Origin of the sequence: Idiomarina sp. UBA3162, from assembly GCF_002364475.1 — a bacterium.
Taxonomy (GTDB): domain Bacteria; phylum Pseudomonadota; class Gammaproteobacteria; order Enterobacterales; family Alteromonadaceae; genus Idiomarina.
Genome location: NZ_DEYI01000077.1, coordinates 1 through 17,949 on the forward strand (window position 1 = coordinate 1; position 17,949 = coordinate 17,949).

Consider the following 17,949-nt stretch of genomic DNA (forward strand, 5'->3'; position numbering starts at 1 on the left):
ACGAGGCGTATTAAACGTTTTTTTCGTCTCCGAGTCAACCGCTTTTCTTAGGTTTTTTACCGTTTGGTCAGTAAATCACCGTTTTGCGGTTAATCTACACGCAAATAGGTGCTGCCCGCCAAACATTTCTCGTAAAAGTTAGTCCACCGTACGCCTTCACGAGGCTGCAGGTGACCTTTACGTACTTGACGATCGATATGCTTTTTAACCGTTTTAGCCATATATTCGGTGTTGTATTGCATCGTCGTCAGTACTTTTTCCGCTGATGTACCCGGTACAACTTCCTCAATATAGAAATCACCCGGCTCATCGTCGTGGCAATAAACGTGCACTTCGGTTAAACGGCCAAACAAGTTGTGCATGTCACCCATAACATCCTGATACGCGCCGGTTAAGAATAAGCCTACATGGTAGTTCTCATTCTTCTTCAGCTTATGCATCGGGATGTTTTCGCGAATTTCTGTGCCTTCAATGTATTTGCTCAGCTTACCGTCACTGTCGCAGGTAATATCAGCAATAGAGCAACGCACTTCGGGTTTTTCGTCAAGGCGCGAGATAGGTACAATCGGCAGTACTTGACCAATCGCCCAGGTGTCCGCAGCCGACTGGAAAATCGAGAAGTTACACAGGTACTGACTTGCCAACATATCTTCAAGCTCATCCAGCTCTTGAATGAACGCACTTTCTTCATCAAGGCCGGTGTGGATATCGGCGAGAATACGCCAATACATGGTGTCGAGCTTTGCCATCTCTTGCAGCGAGAGAATGCCGAGCTTAAACGCCTCGTATGCGCTTTGCTTATAGCCTGCAGCGTCGTTATAGCGCTCCTGAGGGTGATACTGTGCGCCGTTAATAAACAGGTCACGCATGTTCTTGACCAAGATGTGCTCGTCTTCAGTTGCGCTCAAATCAAAGTCAGTGCCTGAAGGGTTTACTTCGCCGACAATGTTCGAGACCACACAGCTGTGATGCGCAGTCATGGCACGACCACTCTCACTCACGATGTTCGGGTGAGGTACGTTCTCGAGGTCACAGACCTGCTTAATGCCCCATACCACGTCGGCAACATACTCCTCGGTAGAATAGTTACGCGATGAGTCGGTGGTAGAACTGGTGCCGTCGTAATCGATGCCTAATCCACCACCGATGTCTAAGTACTCAAGTTCAACGCCTTCTTGCACCAATTTGGCGTACAAACGCGCTCCCTCAGATACCGCTTCTTTAATTTTGCGAATATCCGAGAGCTGACTGCCGATATGAAAGTGCAATAACTTCGCGCAATGCAGCATGTCTTCTTCGCGCAAACGCTCAATGGCATTAAGAATTTCGGCAATACTCAGACCAAACTTAGCGCGGTCCCCACTTGAACCCGCCCATTTACCTGAGCTACGCACCATCATTTTCGAGCGCAAGCCAATCATTGGCTCCACACCGAGCTGCTTCGCAAGCGGGATCAGCATTTCAAGTTCGCTGAACTTCTCGACCACGATGATCATTTTACGCTTGAGTTGACGTCCAAGCAGAGCCAATGTCAAATAGTCTTTATCTTTATAGCCATTTAACACGGTCAGCGCTTCAGGGTTGTCATTATAGGCCATGACCGCCATGAGTTCCGGTTTAGAGCCCGCCTCTAAACCGTAGTTATAGGGCTCGCCGGCATCCATGATCTCTTCGACCACTTCACGCATCTGGTTCACTTTTATGGGAAACACACCGCAATACTGACCGTTGTACTCGGCTTCCTCGATACATTTGTTGAACGTCTCGTTAATGATCTCAACTTGTGAGCGCAAGATGTCATGAAAGCGGATAACTGCAGGCAGCTCGATGCCTTCGGCAATAATTTCATCTACGACTTCGCGCATGTCGATGGTAATGTCGGGTAACCGGTGGTTAGGCGCGATTTTGATATTACCGTTCTCACCAATGGAGAAATAGCCCGCCCCCCAACGATTAACGCCGTAAAGTTCTTCAGCTTGGTCGATAGTCCAATCTGCCATCGGCTTATGCTCCTGCTTGCTCTAGTGTTAACAATACTTCGCGGACGATTTTTGCCGCGAATACATCTGAGTTGCCTGTTGGGTCGATTTTAGGAGATAACTCAACAATATCTGCGCCAATGAAATTTTTCTCACGCAGGATCTTCATCAAACTGACGAATGAATGAAAGTCCTCTCCGCCCGGTTCTGGTGTGCCTGTACCAGGCATAAATGCGGGGTCGAAGTAGTCGAGATCCAGCGTAAGGTAGATAGGGCGGTCGCCGGCTATCGCCTGTACCGATGTCAGAAAGTCCTGCCGCGATTTACGGATCGTGCCTTGTTGATTCATCCAGGTATATTCATCACGAGTGCCTGAGCGAATACCATATTGAATAAGCTGGTGTTCAGGGCCGAAATGATCGACCACGCGGCGAATTATCGACGCGTGTGAAAAGTGATAACCTAAAAAGCCATCACGCAAATCGGCGTGCGCATCAAGGTGTAACAACACCATATTGGGGTATTGTTTGAGATGCTTAACGATAGGCGCGTACGAAATCGAATGCTCACCCCCTAAGGTAATGAGCTTGGTTTGGGTCGCGGCTAAATCCAGCGGTTCAAAAATCTGGTTAAAGTCATTATTGGCATGATGCCATTGTGCCTCAACGTCATCGTCAAAACCTAAACGTAAGTTGCCGAGGTCAAAAAACTCGTAATCTTCCAGATCGGCATCCAGGTAGGGAGAATACGACTCGATATCTTCAGACACCGAGCGAAGGCCATCCGGACCTTCTTTGGTCCCTTTACGAAAACATGCGGTGCCATCAAAGCCGAAGCCAATGATGTGAATACTGCCAGGATGGATCGAAAATGAACGCTCGGCGCCAAAAAAGGGACGCACGGGATCATTGGTCGCCACTGGAAGTGAAATTTCTGACATGGGCACAATACCTTACTTTACGCTTTGTCGACCGTAGCTTTATGACGATCTTTTTTGATCGGGTTAAAACACTTGGTCTGTATATCTATCAATTCTTGGCTCAGCACTTTGCGCTTGACCCAAGTGTCTTCGAGCGGTGTGGTAACCAGCTCGTTCTTCTCAATGCCGGCCATAACGCCGGTAATTCCTTCTTGTACCAGTTGTACGGCATAAACGCCTAAACGGGTCGCTAAGATACGATCCATAGCCGTTGGACGTCCGCCACGTTGCACGTGACCAAGCAAACAAGGACGACACGGAAAGTTGAGTCGATCCTCCAGTTGCTCGGCTAAGCGTACCGCGCCGCCAGGCCATTGGTTTTCGCACAACACCATCACGTAACTGGAGTCACCACGCACTCGGTTCACACCTTCGACATGTTTAACCAAGGCATCGATGGTGAGCGGTTTATCCTTTTGCAACTCGGGCAAAATCATACGCTCTGCACCGCTTGCCATGGCACTGCTAATTGCAATGTAACCCGCGTTACGGCCCATAACCTCAACAATAAACACCCGATCCATGGCCTCTGCGGTGTCACGGATTTTATCAAGCGCATCCATCGCGGTTTCTACTGCTGTATCGTAGCCAATCGTGTTGTCAGTTCCGAAGAGGTCGTTGTCGATGGTGCCGGGGATGCCAATAATAGGACCTTGCCAAAATTTAGCAAGATGATTTGCGCCTCTAAATGAACCGTCGCCACCAATGACAATAAATGCATCTACATTTTGCGCATCTAGGTTACGCGCAGCCTCTATTCCACCCTCATCGGTTTTAAAGCGTTCGCTACGCGCACTTTTAATAATGGTGCCAGAATATTGCAATATATGTTCAACTTCATCGCGACCGAGTTTCATATAGTCATTATTTAGCAAGCCTTCATATCCATGACGAAAACCTACAACGTCTATTCCATCATGCTCGGCAGCTAATACCACTGCACGTAGTGCTGCATTCATACCCGGGGCGTCGCCACCGCTGGTAATTACGGCTATGCGTTCAATCAATCGACTAGATGACACCTGTTCTACTCCTTGCTATGGTCATTGGTGTAAGCTTACCGTTAGTAGTGTCGCTGACCAAGAGGAAATTTGATGAGCGAGCGTGATTGTCTGTTTGATTACAACGAATTGTTAGCGTGGGCCGATGAGTGTCTGCAGTCTGCTGGAGCGTCGGGCGAAGTTGCTCGCCACGTTGCCTACTATTTACTCGAGGGTGACTTGTTGGGCTACAGTACCCATGGTTTGATTCGGTTACTGAATAATTGTCAGTGGTTGGAGCGTGGTGAGAGTCAGCCCAAAGGACAACCACAGGTACTGCAACAGCGTGCCGCTGTCGCCAATTGGGATGCGCAACGTTTACCGGGTCCTTATGTGATGCCGATGGCAATTAACGAAGCCATTCAGATGGCGAAGCAGGCGGGCACGGGCACCATCACCGTTCGTCGTAGTCAACATATCGCGTCTTTGGCTGCTTATTTAAGCCTAGCAACAGAGCAGGGCATGATGGTCAGTTTAATGTGCTCGACCCCAGGTCAACGCGCCGTCGCTCCGTTTGGTGCTAAACAAGCGGTGTATTCGCCTAATCCGTTCGCTGTAGGTGTGCCGAGCTCTGGCGATCCTATCTTATTGGACATCAGTTTATCGATGACGGCCGCGGGCAAGGTACGTCAGGCAAAAGCCAATCAGCAAAAGCTGCCTTATAACGCATTGGTCACAGCTCAGGGCGAATGGACCGATGATCCTGAGACGTTTTTCTCTGACCCCAGTAGTGCGATTGGTCCGTTGGGAGGTGAGCTGTTGGGCTATAAAGGTTATGGCTTAACGCTATTTAGTGAACTGTGGACGATGGCGCTGGCGCAGTATGGTCGGAATCAAGGTAAAGATGAGGGCGATGCCAACTGTGTTTGGGTTCAAGTTATTGACCCTTCGGCGTTTGGCGAGCAAAAAGCATTTATTACTCAGGTGGATGAGTTAATTCGTGACACCTTGGCGGCAAAACCGATTGCTGCGGATAACCCCGTACGCATTCCCGGTCACCAAGCGCTGGCGCGCAAGCGCCAACAGCTTGAGAAAGGTGTACGTTATGCGCCCACTACACTCAAAGTATTGCGTAAGTGCGCTGAGTTTTGTCAGCAACCGTTACCGACAGCACTGAGTTAAGGTTGTAATCGCTGCACGCTCCAATTATCTGCGCTTTCTAAGCGGTAGATAAACCGGTCGTGTAAGCGATGCTCACCACCTTGCCAAAATTCAACTTCGCTCGGCACGATGCGGTAACCGCCCCAGTGTTGTGGACGCGGTACTTGCTTGCCTTGATACTGCTCAAGCTGCTCTTGATAGTAACGTACAAGCTCATCACGACTGCCAATCGGCTGACTTTGATTAGAAATCAGTGCCGCTACTTGGCTTTCGAACGGGCGTGAATAAAAGTATTCGTCGTTTTCCTGTTCGCTTAAAGGCTCGGCGTTACCACGAAAGTGCACTTGGCGCTCGAGTGCAAGCCAGGCAAAGTGGCACGATACCTTGGGGTTGAGTGCGATATCCTTACCTTTATGACTTTGCTTATTGGTAAAGAAGCGTAGCCCCGACTCGTCAAAGCCTTTGAGCAAAACGATACGCTGACTCGGATGCCCTTGGCTGTCTACCGTGGCAACAGTCATCGCCGTTGGATCGCTGTTGAGACCACACTCGACGGCATTGTTTAGCCAGCTCTCAAACAGCTGAAACGGTGTGTTGGGCACATCAGACTCAGTTAAATGGCCAATGTTGTAATCGCGTCGAATGGATTGAAGATCCATAATACCCTCGTGGTTAGATGATATCCGAATAACGTTGTCTTATCTTTTCCATCGCATCAATATGATCGATCATAATACCGACTAGTTCTGGATCAAAGAATTCGCCGGAGTGCAGCGTCAAATAATCGATTGCGGCGCCCGTATCCTGCGCATCGCGATATGAGCGTTGAGTGCGCAGTGCGTCATACTGACTGGTGATGGATAGAATTCGCGCATTGATATCAATCGCTTTCGCTTTTTTACGACTGGGAAAACCCAACCCATCCCAACGCTCATGAATATCTTGCGCAATACGGGCTGCGATTTGTGCAATTTCGGTATCGGTCTGGCTTAGATAGTCATGACCTTTGATCACATTACTCATGATTTCTTCGTAATCGTGAATCGATAGGGCATCGGCACTTTGCGCCAACTCCATTTGTACGGAGACTTTACCGATATCGTACACTGACGCCGCTTGCTTCAGCTTTTCTGCGTCTTCGCTGGTGGCGCCGGTGGCAATCAATAGTTGCCCAGCCATTTCCGCTGAGCGCTTCACATGATGGCTAATATTATCGACCGACCGTTTTTCGATAGCCTCGCCTACGGAGTACAGCAACTCACGTTGAGCTTCTCGCTCGGTCTCTCTCAAGTTAAGGTTATCGATTGCAATAGAGCTATTATTCACAAACAGCCCCAGTAAGTTTTGATCAAGCTCAGACAAATCTCGAACATCTTTGATGACGAGTAAATATTGTCGACCGCCCGTCGTTTTATAGAGCCCATAGTAATCGTTATTATGAATTCTAAATACCACCGAGCGCTGAAGGTTTTGCAGCTCGGTCACTAACGACCAGTCAATATCTTGTGTGACCGCCTGACCAACGGCTTGGGCGTAGTCGCCGGTGCCTCCGATAATTTCAAACTCTTGGTTGTCACGGGTCTTAGCGGTAAGACCATGGGTGCGACAATACATGGCATCATCAGAGTGAGTAATCAGTGCGACCAATTGTTCTAAAATACCCTGACACAAGGCGTGCATAGATTGGGCGCTGAACACTTCAGCTGATGCATTGATGACCTTTTCTAAACCGCGCTTATTACGTTCAATGGCATTCAGATCACGGTATGCGCGCAGACAGGAGTACATTAAAGTGACGAGCTTACGATAGGTCAGCTCGGTTTTTTCTTTATAGTCGTCAATATCGTAGCGTGCGATGACATCTTCTTCGGGCGCTTGGCCCGGTTGTCCCGTGCGCAAAACGATGCGAATCAGACGATTCTGTAACTCTTGGCGGATCCAGCGTGCGACATCAAGTCCCGCATGGTCTGTTTCCATGACGACATCCAATAGCGTCATCGCGATGGCTGAATTATTGGATAAAAACTGTTTAGCTTCCTCACCAGAATAAACTGAGTGAAATTTTAATGGACGCCCATCGAGTTTAAAATCAGCCAGTGCCATTTTGGTAATAGTGTGAATTTCCTCATCGTCATCGACGATAAGGATCTCATAAGGAGGTGCCGTATTTAGCACCTCTTCTTCAGGTTCGTCCTCGGAGAATAAAAAATCATCATTCATTTGAAAATACCTGCTCACCTGCGACAAAGGTTTGCTCAACCTCCACTTGCCAAATGTCTTTTGCATCAATCGCGAAAGGGTCGCGGTCGAGCACGATAAAGTCAGCCCACTTGCCGGGTTCAATTGAGCCTAACGTGCTTTCTTGCCAACCCGCATACGCCGCGTCAATCGTAAACGCTCGCAATGCTTGCTCGAGCGACATTGACTCTTCTGCATACCAGCCGCCAGCAGGCATGTTTTGGCGATCTTGACGCGTTATAGCGGCATGTAAACCGTAAAATGGGTTTGCAAGCTCAACAGGGAAGTCGGAGCCAGCAGCAATAATCGTACCTTGCTCGAGTAAGGTATGCCAGGCATACGCTCCCTTCATACGTGCTTTACCTAAGCGATCTTCAGCCATGTTTTTGTCGCTTGTTGCGTGCGTGGGTTGCATGGAGGCGATGATATTCAAATCCTTAAAGCGCTGTAGGTCGTCTACATTGACGATTTGTGCGTGCTCAATGCGATTACGTAAATTGCGCCCGCCAAGCGTCTGATAAAACTCAGCGAAAGCGTCGAGTGCAATGCGGTTGGCGCGGTCACCAATGGCATGTGTGTTTATTTGAAAGCCAAACGGAATAATCAGTTGATACAGCTTGCGAATATTGTCTACCGAGGTAACGAGTAGCCCGTGATTATCATGGTCATCACTGTATGGCTTAAGTAATGCCGCACCGCGGCTACCCAATGCACCGTCAGCATATATTTTTACGCTACGAATAAAAAGTTTATCGTCATCGGTGCGGTAGGGGCCTTCAGCTAATAATTGAGGCAGCTGTGGTTCGGTTGCTGCAATCATTGGATAAACGCGCATGGGCATCTCACCCTGATGTTGCATACCTTTGTAAATTGATAGGTCAACCGCCGGTACGCCGGCATCATGCACGGAGGTTATGCCGAGCGATAGCAAATGGTTGAATGCCAGTTGGAAGGCTTGCTTTTTCTCACTGGCTGTTGGTTCTGGGATAAGCGGCTCAACTAAGTTGACGGCATTATCGATGAGTACGCCCGTTGGGTTACCTTGCGCGTCTTTGATGATTTGACCGCCATCCGGGGAGACTGTCTCACTGGTAATACCGGCGACTTCGAGTGCTTTTGAGTTGAGCCATGCCGCATGACCATCAACACGGGTCAAATAAACGGGGCGATCAGCGACGAACTCATCAAGCTGCTTGGCGGTTGGAAAACGTTTACTGGGCCAGTTTTCTTGGTTCCAGCCACGTCCTTTTATCCATTTAAGATCGCGGTGCTGCTGCGCATAGGCGTTGACCGCATTAACAGCGTCGGATGCTGATTCACTTGTACGCAAATCAACTTGCAATAAACTTAGACCCAAGCCCAACACATGACCGTGGGCATCAATCAAGCCAGGAAATACCGTTTTACCTTGTAAGTCGACACGCGTGAAATCGGGAAATTGTTGTGCAAGCTCGGCATCGCCCATCGCGATAAACTTGCCATTACGCACCGCAAAAGCACTGAACTGTGCAAGTTGTGCATCTTGTCCAGCAGGGCTTGTTAGCGTATATCCATTAACATTTGTATAAACTGTCTGTGCCTTAATTGAGGTAGTAAAGAACGCGCTGAGCGCAATCAGCGAGGTCATGATTGAACGACTAAATGATCTCATGTGAATTCCCTATAAATGAGTAATAAACTTACTATACAAGGTTTTTACACGAATGCATAAAGGACAAACATCACACGTCTGTTAACAAAATTAACATTCGGTCTTGAAAACTATATTAAGTTGCTTGAACACTTGCTCTCAGTTGTAATTCGGGTATGCTAAAAGTTAAATAGGTAAGGATATTAAACGAGAGAAACCAGATGAAGATTTTAATTATTGATCCATCGTTCTTCATGCGTTCAGGACTCATACAATTACTGACCAATTACGCGACGCAGCCATCAATTTATGAGGCTGACTCGTTTGCGGTCGCCGAAAACTATCTTAAGGCAGATGAGTTCAATATCATCTTCGTAGAGATGGAATTGCCTGATGAAGAAATCCGTCCAGCCTTACAGCGCCTGAAACGTTTAGCGCCCTCTGCACATTTAGTCCTATTTACTAAAGCAAAGGCAATTGGTGATGTGCGCCAAGTAATGGCTGCTGGCGTACGTAGTTATTTGCCCAAAGATGCTTCAGCAGAGCAAGCAAAAATGGCGATTCGAGGCTTGCTCAATGGCGATCGTTACTTACCTGACGACCCCAATCTTAACGAACCTCGTAATAAAAATAGCGGCGCTGAGAGCTTTTTATCACCGCGTCAGCTTGAAATTATGCAGTTATTAGCGCAAGGTTTATCGAATAAGGAAATTGCAAATATTTTGGGGATTACCGAGGGAACTATACGTGTTCACCTCTCGGCTATTTTCAAAGCAATTAAAGTATCTAACCGCACGGAAGCGACATTGTGGTACTTACTCCGTCAGAAAAAACTGGTTGATTAATCGCCTATGTCGCTGAACGATTTAGCTAAACAGCTTGAGTCGTATCATCACGCTCCTACCGAAAAGTGGGATCCGCCCTACTGTGGTGAGATCCCAATGCATATTAATGAACAAGGCGAGTGGCTGTACCAAGGATCGCCAATAACCCGCAAAGCGTTAGTTAAACTTTTTGCTTCTGTGCTGACCTTCGAGTCAGGCGAGTATTTTCTTATTACGCCTGCGGAGAAAATGAAAATTACCGTTGCAGACGCGCCTTTTCTCATTATTGATTGGAAATTCTACGATTATGAGGGTGAGACAGTAATTCAAGTTGTCACCAACATTGATGAACGATATATTTTGAATGAACAACTGTTAAGTTATGTTAAGGATGACGTACCTTATTTTGAACTTCCAACAGGCTTAACGGCTAAAGTTCATCGAAATGTATTTTATCAGTGGGTAGAGATTGCGCAGCAGCGCACACTACCTGAGGCAACTGAATTATTTCTTCATAGCGCCGGGCATGACTTTGTTATTGGTCGGTTGGCAAACTAAAGGGTTAACGCGTGGTAAACTCCTCTACGACAGAAGCTCGGGTGATCTATGTGCTCGAGTCGGATTCGGAGCGTAAGAAGCAATTGCAGACTGTGCTCGACTTTATGGGCGAGCTCGTGGAGTGTCATACGCAATGGTTAGATGACGACCAGTTAGACAACGCTCTCTGTATCATTGCCGGAGACTGCATTGACGACCTCGAAGCAGTAGCCGTTGAGTACCCTAATGTGCCTTTCATCTGTGCAAGTAAGCAGCATTTAAATGCCACTCGGCGAGTTAATGTGATTGGTGAGATTACTGAGTCACTGAGCTATGAAAACCTTTCTCATATTATTCGATACTGTCAGGCGTATCACCGCCATCTTCCGAGTCAACGTAAACATCAAGAGCAAACGGCGGACTTACTAGAAAAGCGTTTGGTCGGTCAAAGCCATGATATTCGCGAGATCCGCAAATTGATTCGCCAAGTTGCTGGGAGTGAAGCCAATGTGTTGGTTTTAGGTGAATCTGGGACAGGTAAAGAGGTGGTTGCTAGGGGCATTCATGAACTCTCGCCCCGTTCCAAAGGACCCTTTGTTCCCGTTAACTGTGGCGCTATTCCTCCCGATCTTCTTGAAAGCGAACTGTTTGGCCATGAAAAGGGTGCATTTACCGGAGCTATTGGTGTCCGCAAAGGACGCTTTGAATTAGCTCAAGGCGGTACTTTATTTCTCGATGAAATTGGCGATATGCCTTTACCAATGCAGGTCAAACTGCTGCGCGTGTTGCAGGAACGAATATTTGAGCGAATCGGTGGAAGTAAGAGCATTACTGCAGACGTGCGGGTCGTGGCGGCTACTCACCGTGAGCTTGAGGGGATGATTGCTGACGGGCGCTTCCGCGAGGATCTGTATTATCGACTGAATGTGTTTCCTATTGAAGTTCCCGCGTTGCGCGAGCGCTCTGAGGATGTGCCTTTACTTCTGCGTGAAATCGCGCAGCGATTCAAAGCGGAGCGTGGTATTGGCGTTCGCTTAACCGATAGAGCGCTACAGTCATTAGAGGCGCATGCTTGGCCAGGTAATGTGAGGGAGTTATCGAACCTTATCGAACGGCTTTCTATTACCCACCCCAACCAGTTGGTTGATGTAGGTGATCTTCCCCATAAATACCGTCACGTGGATAGTGAAGAGATAACGCCTGAATACCCTGATGAGCTCGAGGAGCGGGATGCATTAAACGCTATTTTCTCTGACGACGACGAGGCCGAAGAAGAGTTATCGGAAAGTAATGCTACCGTGCTTGAGGCGAGTCCTGCGGATATTCCTGAAACAGGCGTCAACCTAAAAGATATGCTCGCTGAAATCGAAGTTGAAATGATCAAACAAGCGCTAGAACGTGCCGATGGTGTAGTCGCCAAAGCGGCCGATTTACTCAGTATGCGGCGCACGACACTGGTCGAGAAAATGAAAAAGTATGACATCACCAAGGTATGATGTTGGTTTTTTGACGCCGTTAACTGTTTGAAATGAAAGGAAAATTATAGGCACGCCTTTTGCATTATTAGCGTAAGATATTTTTTAGGATGCGCTAATCTATGCAATCTAATCATGCACTTATTGATGCAATGCCAAATGCAGTCATTCTGGTGAATGGCGACGGTGTTGTTGAATACTGCAACCCTAATAGTGTGCAATTGATGGGTGCCAATCTTTGCGGCGAGCTATGGCGCGATTGTGTGGCTCGCACCTTCACGCCACGGGCCGACGATTGGCACGAAGTATCGCTTCACAACGGTCGCCGAGTGCGAGTCGATATATCGAGCCTGCCCAACCAGCCGGGTCAATTAGTTGTACTGACTGATCTGACCGAAACACGTGATTTGCAAGCGCAACTTGCTCATTTACAACGACTGTCATCAATGGGGAGAATGGTCGCCTCACTGGCACATCAAATTCGTACACCTCTGTCGACGGCATTATTGTACGCCGAGCACTTGTCCACCAGTCATTTAGACGCAGCGCAGCGCGTGAACTTTAGTTCTAAACTAAAGACGCGGCTGCATGATCTTGAGCATCACGTGAACGATATGCTGTTGTTCGCTAAAAGTGGGCAAAAGAGCACCCTCGCCGATATCGACTCAAATCAGCTCATGACGCATATTGAGCAAACCGTCGAAGCCTATGCCAAACAACGCGGCGTTGTCATTCAATGGCAATGCGAAGCTTCACCGCAAACACTCAAAATCAATAAGACAGCTGTCGCTGGAGCCATTCAAAATCTTATTACTAACGCCATTGACGCCAGTCGAGAAGGCCAGCCCGTCACGGTTGAAACAAAAACTGACGCGGGATTGTGGTGCTGTTGCGTGCGCGACAGTGGCGAGGGAATTGATGATGCGATGAAAGCAAGGCTATTTACACCCTTTGCGACCAATAAACCTCACGGCACTGGATTAGGGCTTGCAGTCGTCGATACGGTTGCAAAAGCACACGGTGGAAAAATCAAGTGGCACTCTGAAAAAGGTCAAGGTAGCGAATTCATGATTATGTTTCCAACCATTCAGCAATCTAACTTGGAGGTGCGTTATGGATAGTCCAACCATTTTAGTGGTTGAGGATGACGCGGCTTTGAGAGAGGCCATCACCGATACCCTCGAACTCGCGAATTATCAGTGCCTGCATGCAGATAATGGTGAATCGGCATTATTAAAGCTTAAAAAGAATAGTGTCGATCTGGTCGTAAGTGACGTTCAGATGCCGGGCATGAATGGGCTTCAACTGCTCAGAAATATTAAGCACCTACAGATTGATGTACCTGTGGTGATGATGACCGCGTATGCGAAAGTAGATGATGCGGTTGTGGCGATGCGCGAGGGTGCTATCGACTATTTGAGTAAGCCATTTTCGATAGACGAACTGACGCAACTAGTTCAACGTTATGCACCTATCGAAGAAGCTGCTAGTCATGGTGTGGTCGCACGAGATAAATCAAGTTTAGCCTTACTTGAGTTGGCTAAAAAAGTCGCACGTACCAATGCGACGGTACTTATTACGGGACCGAGTGGTACGGGTAAAGAGGTGCTTGCGCGTTACATTCATCAGCAGTCGGGTCGCGATCAACGTCCCTTTATAGCGGTGAACTGTGCCGCTATTCCAGAAACTATGCTTGAGTCGTTGCTATTTGGCTATGAAAAAGGTGCTTTTACTGGCGCAACTCAGTCGTCACCCGGTAAGTTCGAGCTTGCGCAAGGCGGTACGCTGTTGCTTGATGAAGTGACAGAAATGGATATCGCATTGCAAGCTAAGCTATTGCGAGTTATTCAGGAGCGCCAAGTGGAGCGGCTTGGGGCGCGCAAAGCGGTTCGATTGGATGTGAGAATTATTGCCACGTCCAATCGAGATATTCAAGCAGCCGTAGCGGAAGGGACATTTCGTGAGGACTTAATGTATCGGTTGAATGTCTTTCCACTGAAGTGGCTGCCCCTGGCTGAGCGGCCCGACGATATTGAGCCTATCGCAGAGTCATTGATTGCGCGACACAGACAGCGGTTGGGCATTAGAGAGCCGGTGAGTTTATCGGACGCGGCGCGCCAACAGTTACGTATTCATAGTTGGCCAGGAAATATCCGTGAACTAGAAAATGTTATTCAGCGTGCACTGGTACTTCATCAAAATGGGATGATTAACCCCGCTGATTTAATGTTGGATGTGGTGCCAGGCGCTCAGGTGCTTCCGGAACAAGTATCTCAAAATGCTGAGATCATTGCTTCTCAGCCCAAAGAGCATGTAGTGGTACCCGATAGCATGGAACAGAGCGAGGACTTGGGCGAGTCACTGTTTATGCAGGAGTACCGTATTATTAAGCAGTCACTTGAGCGCCATGATGGAAAACGTAAACCAGTGGCGGAAGAACTGGGTATTTCGCCTCGTACGCTACGTTATAAACTTGCAAAAATACGAGATAACGGACTGAGTCTATAATCAATTCTGCGCCAATCTAAAGTTGGCACTCTACTTGCATCATCCTAAGTAACACGTTACGCCGTAAGTTTTTTGACGGAGAAAAAGATGAAAGTAGATGCCAACGCGGCCTATCAACAATGGCGCGAACTCACAACGCAATCTGCCAACCTAGACCAAGCGCAAAACAACAATGCGTTAAAGGTCGAGAATTCGGCAAACGCTGACTTTTCTAATCTACTTAAAATGGCTGTAGACAATGTTAATGAGCTACAGCAAACCTCAGGTGATTTAAAAACCCGAATGGAGCTTGGTGACCCTAGCGTCACGCTTGAGCAGACCATGATCGCGAGTCAAAAAGCCAGTATTGCTTTCGAGGCGACGGTGCAGGTACGCAACAAAATGGTAGAAGCGTACAAAGAAATCATGTCAATGCCGGTATAACCGTATTAGTTGGAGAATGAGCTGTGGCTGAATCAACAGATTTGATGGTAACTGAAGGCGCGGGTGGCAACTCGGCAGAGACAAGTGATCAGGGTGGCGAAAAGCAAACGCTGGTCGAGAAGCTAGCTAATTTCGACATGCTACGCCAGGTCGTCGTAATTTTGGCGCTTGCGATTTGTGTCGCTATCGCAATCTTTATCATGCTCTGGGCTCAAGAATCGACTTTCCGTCCTTTAGCTAAGATGGAAACAGAACAGCTCGTTGGTACTTTAGATTATCTCGACGCAAACAATATTGAATATAAAGTCGACGGTAATGTGGTGTCAGTTCCCGAAGAACGATACGACGCGATCAAATTACAGCTAACGCGTGCAGGCGTTGATTATGGCCAGTCGGAGAATAACGGTTCAGATATACTGATGAGTGAGCCCGGCTTTGGTGTCAGTCAACGCTTAGAACGTGAACGTTTGATTCACTCTCGTGAAATACAGTTAGCCCGTGCAATAGAAGAAATGCGTGCGGTTTCGGCTGCTCGTGTATTACTTGCTGTACCAAAAGAGAACGTATTCGCACGCCGAGAAAAGCAACCCAAAGCGTCGGTCATGCTTAATGTTAAAGGCAACCAGTCGCTGAGTGAGGAAGAGATCGCCTCGATCGTTGATATGGTCGCTTCATCAGTGACCAGCTTAGAAACCTCTCAGGTTACGGTCACCGATCAAAATGGACGTTTGTTGAACTCGGGGTCACAGAGCGCGTTGGCGGCGACAAATAGCCGTGAGTATCAGCTTGAGCGCAAACGTGAGGAAGAATACCTCAATAAAATCGATAGTATTTTGATACCTGTCTTAGGCTACGATAATTACACAGCACAAGTTGATGTCACCATGGACTTTACCCAGTCAGAAAAGACACAACGCTTGTACAACCCCGACATGCCCGCGATTCGTAGCGAAATGACCGTTGAGAATCGCAGTGCAGGCTCAGCGATAGGTGGCATCCCTGGAGCACTCAGTAATCAACCGCCACTAGAGTCCGATATTCCTGAAGAAGCCGGTGGTGGTGCCAATCAACGCGACGCGAGTGGCTCGATGCACCGTGAGGCAACGCGTAATTACGAGCTCGACAATACGGTCAGTTATACCCGTAGCCAGACCGGCACAATTGAACGGCTGAGCGTTTCCGTCGCCGTGAATCAGCCGACCACCACTAATGCAGAGGGTGAACAAGTCCCGACGCCTGCATCACCTGAGCAATTAGCAAATATTCGTCGCCTTTTACAAGGTGGTATTGGCTTTGACCTTAGCCGAGGTGATACGATTGAGGTAGTTTCTGTACCATTTGCTCAACTACCTGATTTGGGTGCGGGAGAGACCGCGATTTGGGACCAGCCTTGGTTCTGGCGTGCTGCGCGCTTAGTGATGGGTGGACTGGTTATTTTGGTGCTGATACTGGCTGTGGTACGGCCAATGCTGAAGAAACTGATTAATCCGACTCAAGAACTGGAAGATGATGCGCATTCGATGCTCGAAGATGACGAGATGATGGGTGACGAGACCATTGACTTACTATCATCTCAGTTTGATGAGAGTTCGGTCGGATTCGGACCCGATGGAAGTTTGCAACTTCCGGACTTACATAAAGATGAAGACTTGCTAAAGGCTGTTCGTGCATTGGTTGCTAATGAGCCTGAGCTATCTTCTCAAGTGGTTAAAGCGTGGTTAAACGAAGATGCCTAATACAGATATTCGCACCAAGCGCAGTGAACAAGATTTTGACGTCACTCAACTCGAGGGCGTCGAAAAGGCTGCTATTTTGCTGCTGAGCCTCTCTGAAGAAGACGCCGCTCAGATACTCAAGCACCTGGAGCCCAAGCAAGTACAGAAAGTCGGCACGGCGATGGCGAGTCTTGAAGATTTTAACCAAGACAAAGTAAATGCCGTTCACAATCTGTTCTTAGAAGAGATCCAGAAATTCACCAATATTGGCTTCAAGAGCGAAGAGTTTGTGCGCAAAGCACTGACATCCGCTTTAGGTGAAGATAAAGCGGGCAACCTGATCGAGCAGATCGTTATGGGTGGTGGCGCGAAAGGGTTGGATTCACTTAAGTGGATGGACTCGAAACAGGTTGCGACTATTATTCGTAATGAGCACCCGCAGATACAGACCATTGTCTTGTCGTACTTGGATGCTGAGCAGAGCGCTGAGATTATGGCGCAGTTCCCAGAAAAAGTGCGTTTAGATCTAATGATGCGGATTGCCAACCTGGAAGAAGTCCAACCTGCGGCATTACAAGAATTGAACGAAATCATGGAGAAACAGTTTGCTGGTCAAGCGGGTGCACAGGCTGCGAAAATGGGCGGCTTAAAGGCCGCAGCCGATATCATGAACTACCTCGATACCAATATCGAAGGACAGCTGATGGACGCCATCCGAGAGCAAGACGAAGAGATGAGCCAGCAGATTCAGGATCTGATGTTTGTGTTCGAAAACTTGGTCGATGTCGACGACCGTGGTATCCAGACCTTGTTGCGTGAAGTTGAGGGTGACACCTTGCAGAAAGCGCTTAAAGGTGCTGACGATACGGTTAAAGAGAAAGTATTTAAGAATATGTCGAAACGTGCGGGCGATATGCTGCGTGATGACCTCGAAGCGATGGGACCTGTTCGTATTAGCGATGTAGAAGCAGCACAGAAAGATATCCTTGCCGTAGCACGTCGCTTAGCGGACGCTGGTGAGATTATGCTCGGCGGCGGTGGTGGCGACGAGTTCTTATAACGAGATGGATAGGAACCTGCAGTCATGAGCGAGCGGCATTCTATGAAAACTTGGGATTTACCTGATATCACCACGGATGAAGCGAAAACGGGTGAGCAACGTAACGCGCTGAACAAGCCAAGAAAGTGGCACTACGAGCCACCTGAACAAGAAGCTGAAGAACAAGAGCCTGAACCGCTGACAGCACAGCAGTTAGAAGAGATACGTGAAGCAGCGCGAGAAGAAGGTTTCAAAGCTGGTTTTGAACAAGGCTATCAAGAAGGTGTCGAGCAAGGCGAACACGCGGGTTTAGAACAAGGTCGTGAGAAAGGCTTTCAGTCTGGTTTTGAGCAAGGTTTGGCCGATGGTAAAGCAAAGATGGCTGAAGCTGAACAGCGTTTAGCGCATGTGATTAATGGTCTAGCGCAACCCACGCAGCAATTGACGGAAACCTTGCGTCA

15 protein-coding genes and 1 pseudogene are annotated in these 17,949 nt (G+C 48.2%); 10 read left to right on the top strand and 6 right to left on the bottom strand.

Annotated features, from left to right (window positions below):
- Positions 1-89: 89 nt before the first annotated feature.
- From speA to B2X00_RS09850, 3 genes are read right to left on the bottom strand one after another with little or no spacing between them, the layout of a single operon-like run.
- Positions 90-2,000: a biosynthetic arginine decarboxylase gene (gene speA / locus B2X00_RS09840; protein WP_290487377.1), complete on the bottom strand. Its 1,911-nt coding sequence runs from the start codon at positions 1,998-2,000 to the stop codon at positions 90-92.
- A 4-nt stretch (positions 2,001-2,004) separates the two neighbouring features.
- Complete coding sequence (gene speB, locus B2X00_RS09845; protein WP_290487378.1) at positions 2,005-2,919, bottom strand: agmatinase; 915 nt, start codon at positions 2,917-2,919, stop codon at positions 2,005-2,007.
- Between the two features lie 17 nt (positions 2,920-2,936).
- A complete protein-coding gene (locus B2X00_RS09850; RefSeq protein WP_071464053.1) occupies positions 2,937-3,980 on the bottom strand; it encodes an ATP-dependent 6-phosphofructokinase in 1,044 nt (347 codons plus the stop codon).
- 72 nt (positions 3,981-4,052) lie between these two features.
- Between B2X00_RS09850 and B2X00_RS09855 the strand changes: the two genes are divergently transcribed.
- Positions 4,053-5,120, top strand: coding sequence for an Ldh family oxidoreductase (locus tag B2X00_RS09855; protein WP_290487379.1), 1,068 nt, complete (start codon positions 4,053-4,055; stop codon positions 5,118-5,120).
- Here the strand turns inward: B2X00_RS09855 and pdxH are convergent.
- The 3 genes from pdxH to B2X00_RS09870 are packed head-to-tail and all read right to left on the bottom strand — an operon-like array spanning position 5,117 to position 8,988.
- Positions 5,117-5,758, bottom strand: a complete 642-nt coding sequence (gene pdxH / locus B2X00_RS09860; protein ID WP_290487380.1) for a pyridoxamine 5'-phosphate oxidase — start codon at positions 5,756-5,758, stop codon at positions 5,117-5,119. The genes B2X00_RS09855 and pdxH overlap by 4 nt on opposite strands.
- Positions 5,759-5,771: 13 nt before the next feature.
- Positions 5,772-7,319, bottom strand: coding sequence for a response regulator (locus tag B2X00_RS09865; RefSeq protein ID WP_290487381.1), 1,548 nt, complete (start codon positions 7,317-7,319; stop codon positions 5,772-5,774).
- On the bottom strand, positions 7,312-8,988 hold the full coding sequence (locus tag B2X00_RS09870; RefSeq protein ID WP_290487382.1) for an amidohydrolase: 1,677 nt from the start codon (positions 8,986-8,988) through the stop codon (positions 7,312-7,314). The genes B2X00_RS09865 and B2X00_RS09870 overlap by 8 nt, the downstream gene beginning before the upstream one ends.
- 200 nt (positions 8,989-9,188) lie before the next feature.
- Between B2X00_RS09870 and B2X00_RS09875 the strand changes: the two genes are divergently transcribed.
- From B2X00_RS09875 to B2X00_RS09915, 9 genes and pseudogenes are all read left to right on the top strand, one after another.
- Positions 9,189-9,812: a LuxR C-terminal-related transcriptional regulator gene (locus B2X00_RS09875; RefSeq protein WP_071464048.1), complete on the top strand. Its 624-nt coding sequence runs from the start codon at positions 9,189-9,191 to the stop codon at positions 9,810-9,812.
- 6 nt (positions 9,813-9,818) lie between these two features.
- Positions 9,819-10,349 carry a DUF1285 domain-containing protein gene (locus B2X00_RS09880; RefSeq protein ID WP_290487383.1) on the top strand — a complete coding sequence of 177 codons (531 nt, stop codon included), beginning with the start codon at positions 9,819-9,821 and terminating at the stop codon, positions 10,347-10,349.
- Between the two features lie 11 nt (positions 10,350-10,360).
- On the top strand, positions 10,361-11,824 hold the full coding sequence (locus B2X00_RS09885; RefSeq protein WP_290487384.1) for a sigma-54 dependent transcriptional regulator: 1,464 nt from the start codon (positions 10,361-10,363) through the stop codon (positions 11,822-11,824).
- Positions 11,825-11,925: 101 nt separating this feature from the next.
- Positions 11,926-12,924: a sensor histidine kinase gene (locus tag B2X00_RS09890; protein ID WP_290487385.1), complete on the top strand. Its 999-nt coding sequence runs from the start codon at positions 11,926-11,928 to the stop codon at positions 12,922-12,924.
- Complete coding sequence (locus B2X00_RS09895) at positions 12,917-14,311, top strand: sigma-54-dependent transcriptional regulator (RefSeq protein ID WP_290487386.1); 1,395 nt, start codon at positions 12,917-12,919, stop codon at positions 14,309-14,311. The genes B2X00_RS09890 and B2X00_RS09895 overlap by 8 nt, the downstream gene beginning before the upstream one ends.
- Before the next feature lie 87 nt (positions 14,312-14,398).
- Positions 14,399-14,734 (top strand): flagellar hook-basal body complex protein FliE, encoded by a 336-nt coding sequence (gene fliE, locus B2X00_RS09900; protein WP_290487387.1) that lies wholly within the window; start codon positions 14,399-14,401, stop codon positions 14,732-14,734.
- Positions 14,735-14,778: 44 nt separating this feature from the next.
- Positions 14,779-16,470: a flagellar basal-body MS-ring/collar protein FliF gene (fliF, locus tag B2X00_RS09905; protein ID WP_370215592.1), complete on the top strand. Its 1,692-nt coding sequence runs from the start codon at positions 14,779-14,781 to the stop codon at positions 16,468-16,470.
- Complete coding sequence (gene fliG, locus B2X00_RS09910) at positions 16,463-17,509, top strand: flagellar motor switch protein FliG (protein WP_071464041.1); 1,047 nt, start codon at positions 16,463-16,465, stop codon at positions 17,507-17,509. The genes fliF and fliG overlap by 8 nt, the downstream gene beginning before the upstream one ends.
- Before the next feature lie 42 nt (positions 17,510-17,551).
- Positions 17,552-17,949: pseudogene (locus tag B2X00_RS09915) on the top strand (Yae1 family protein); the annotation flags it as partial.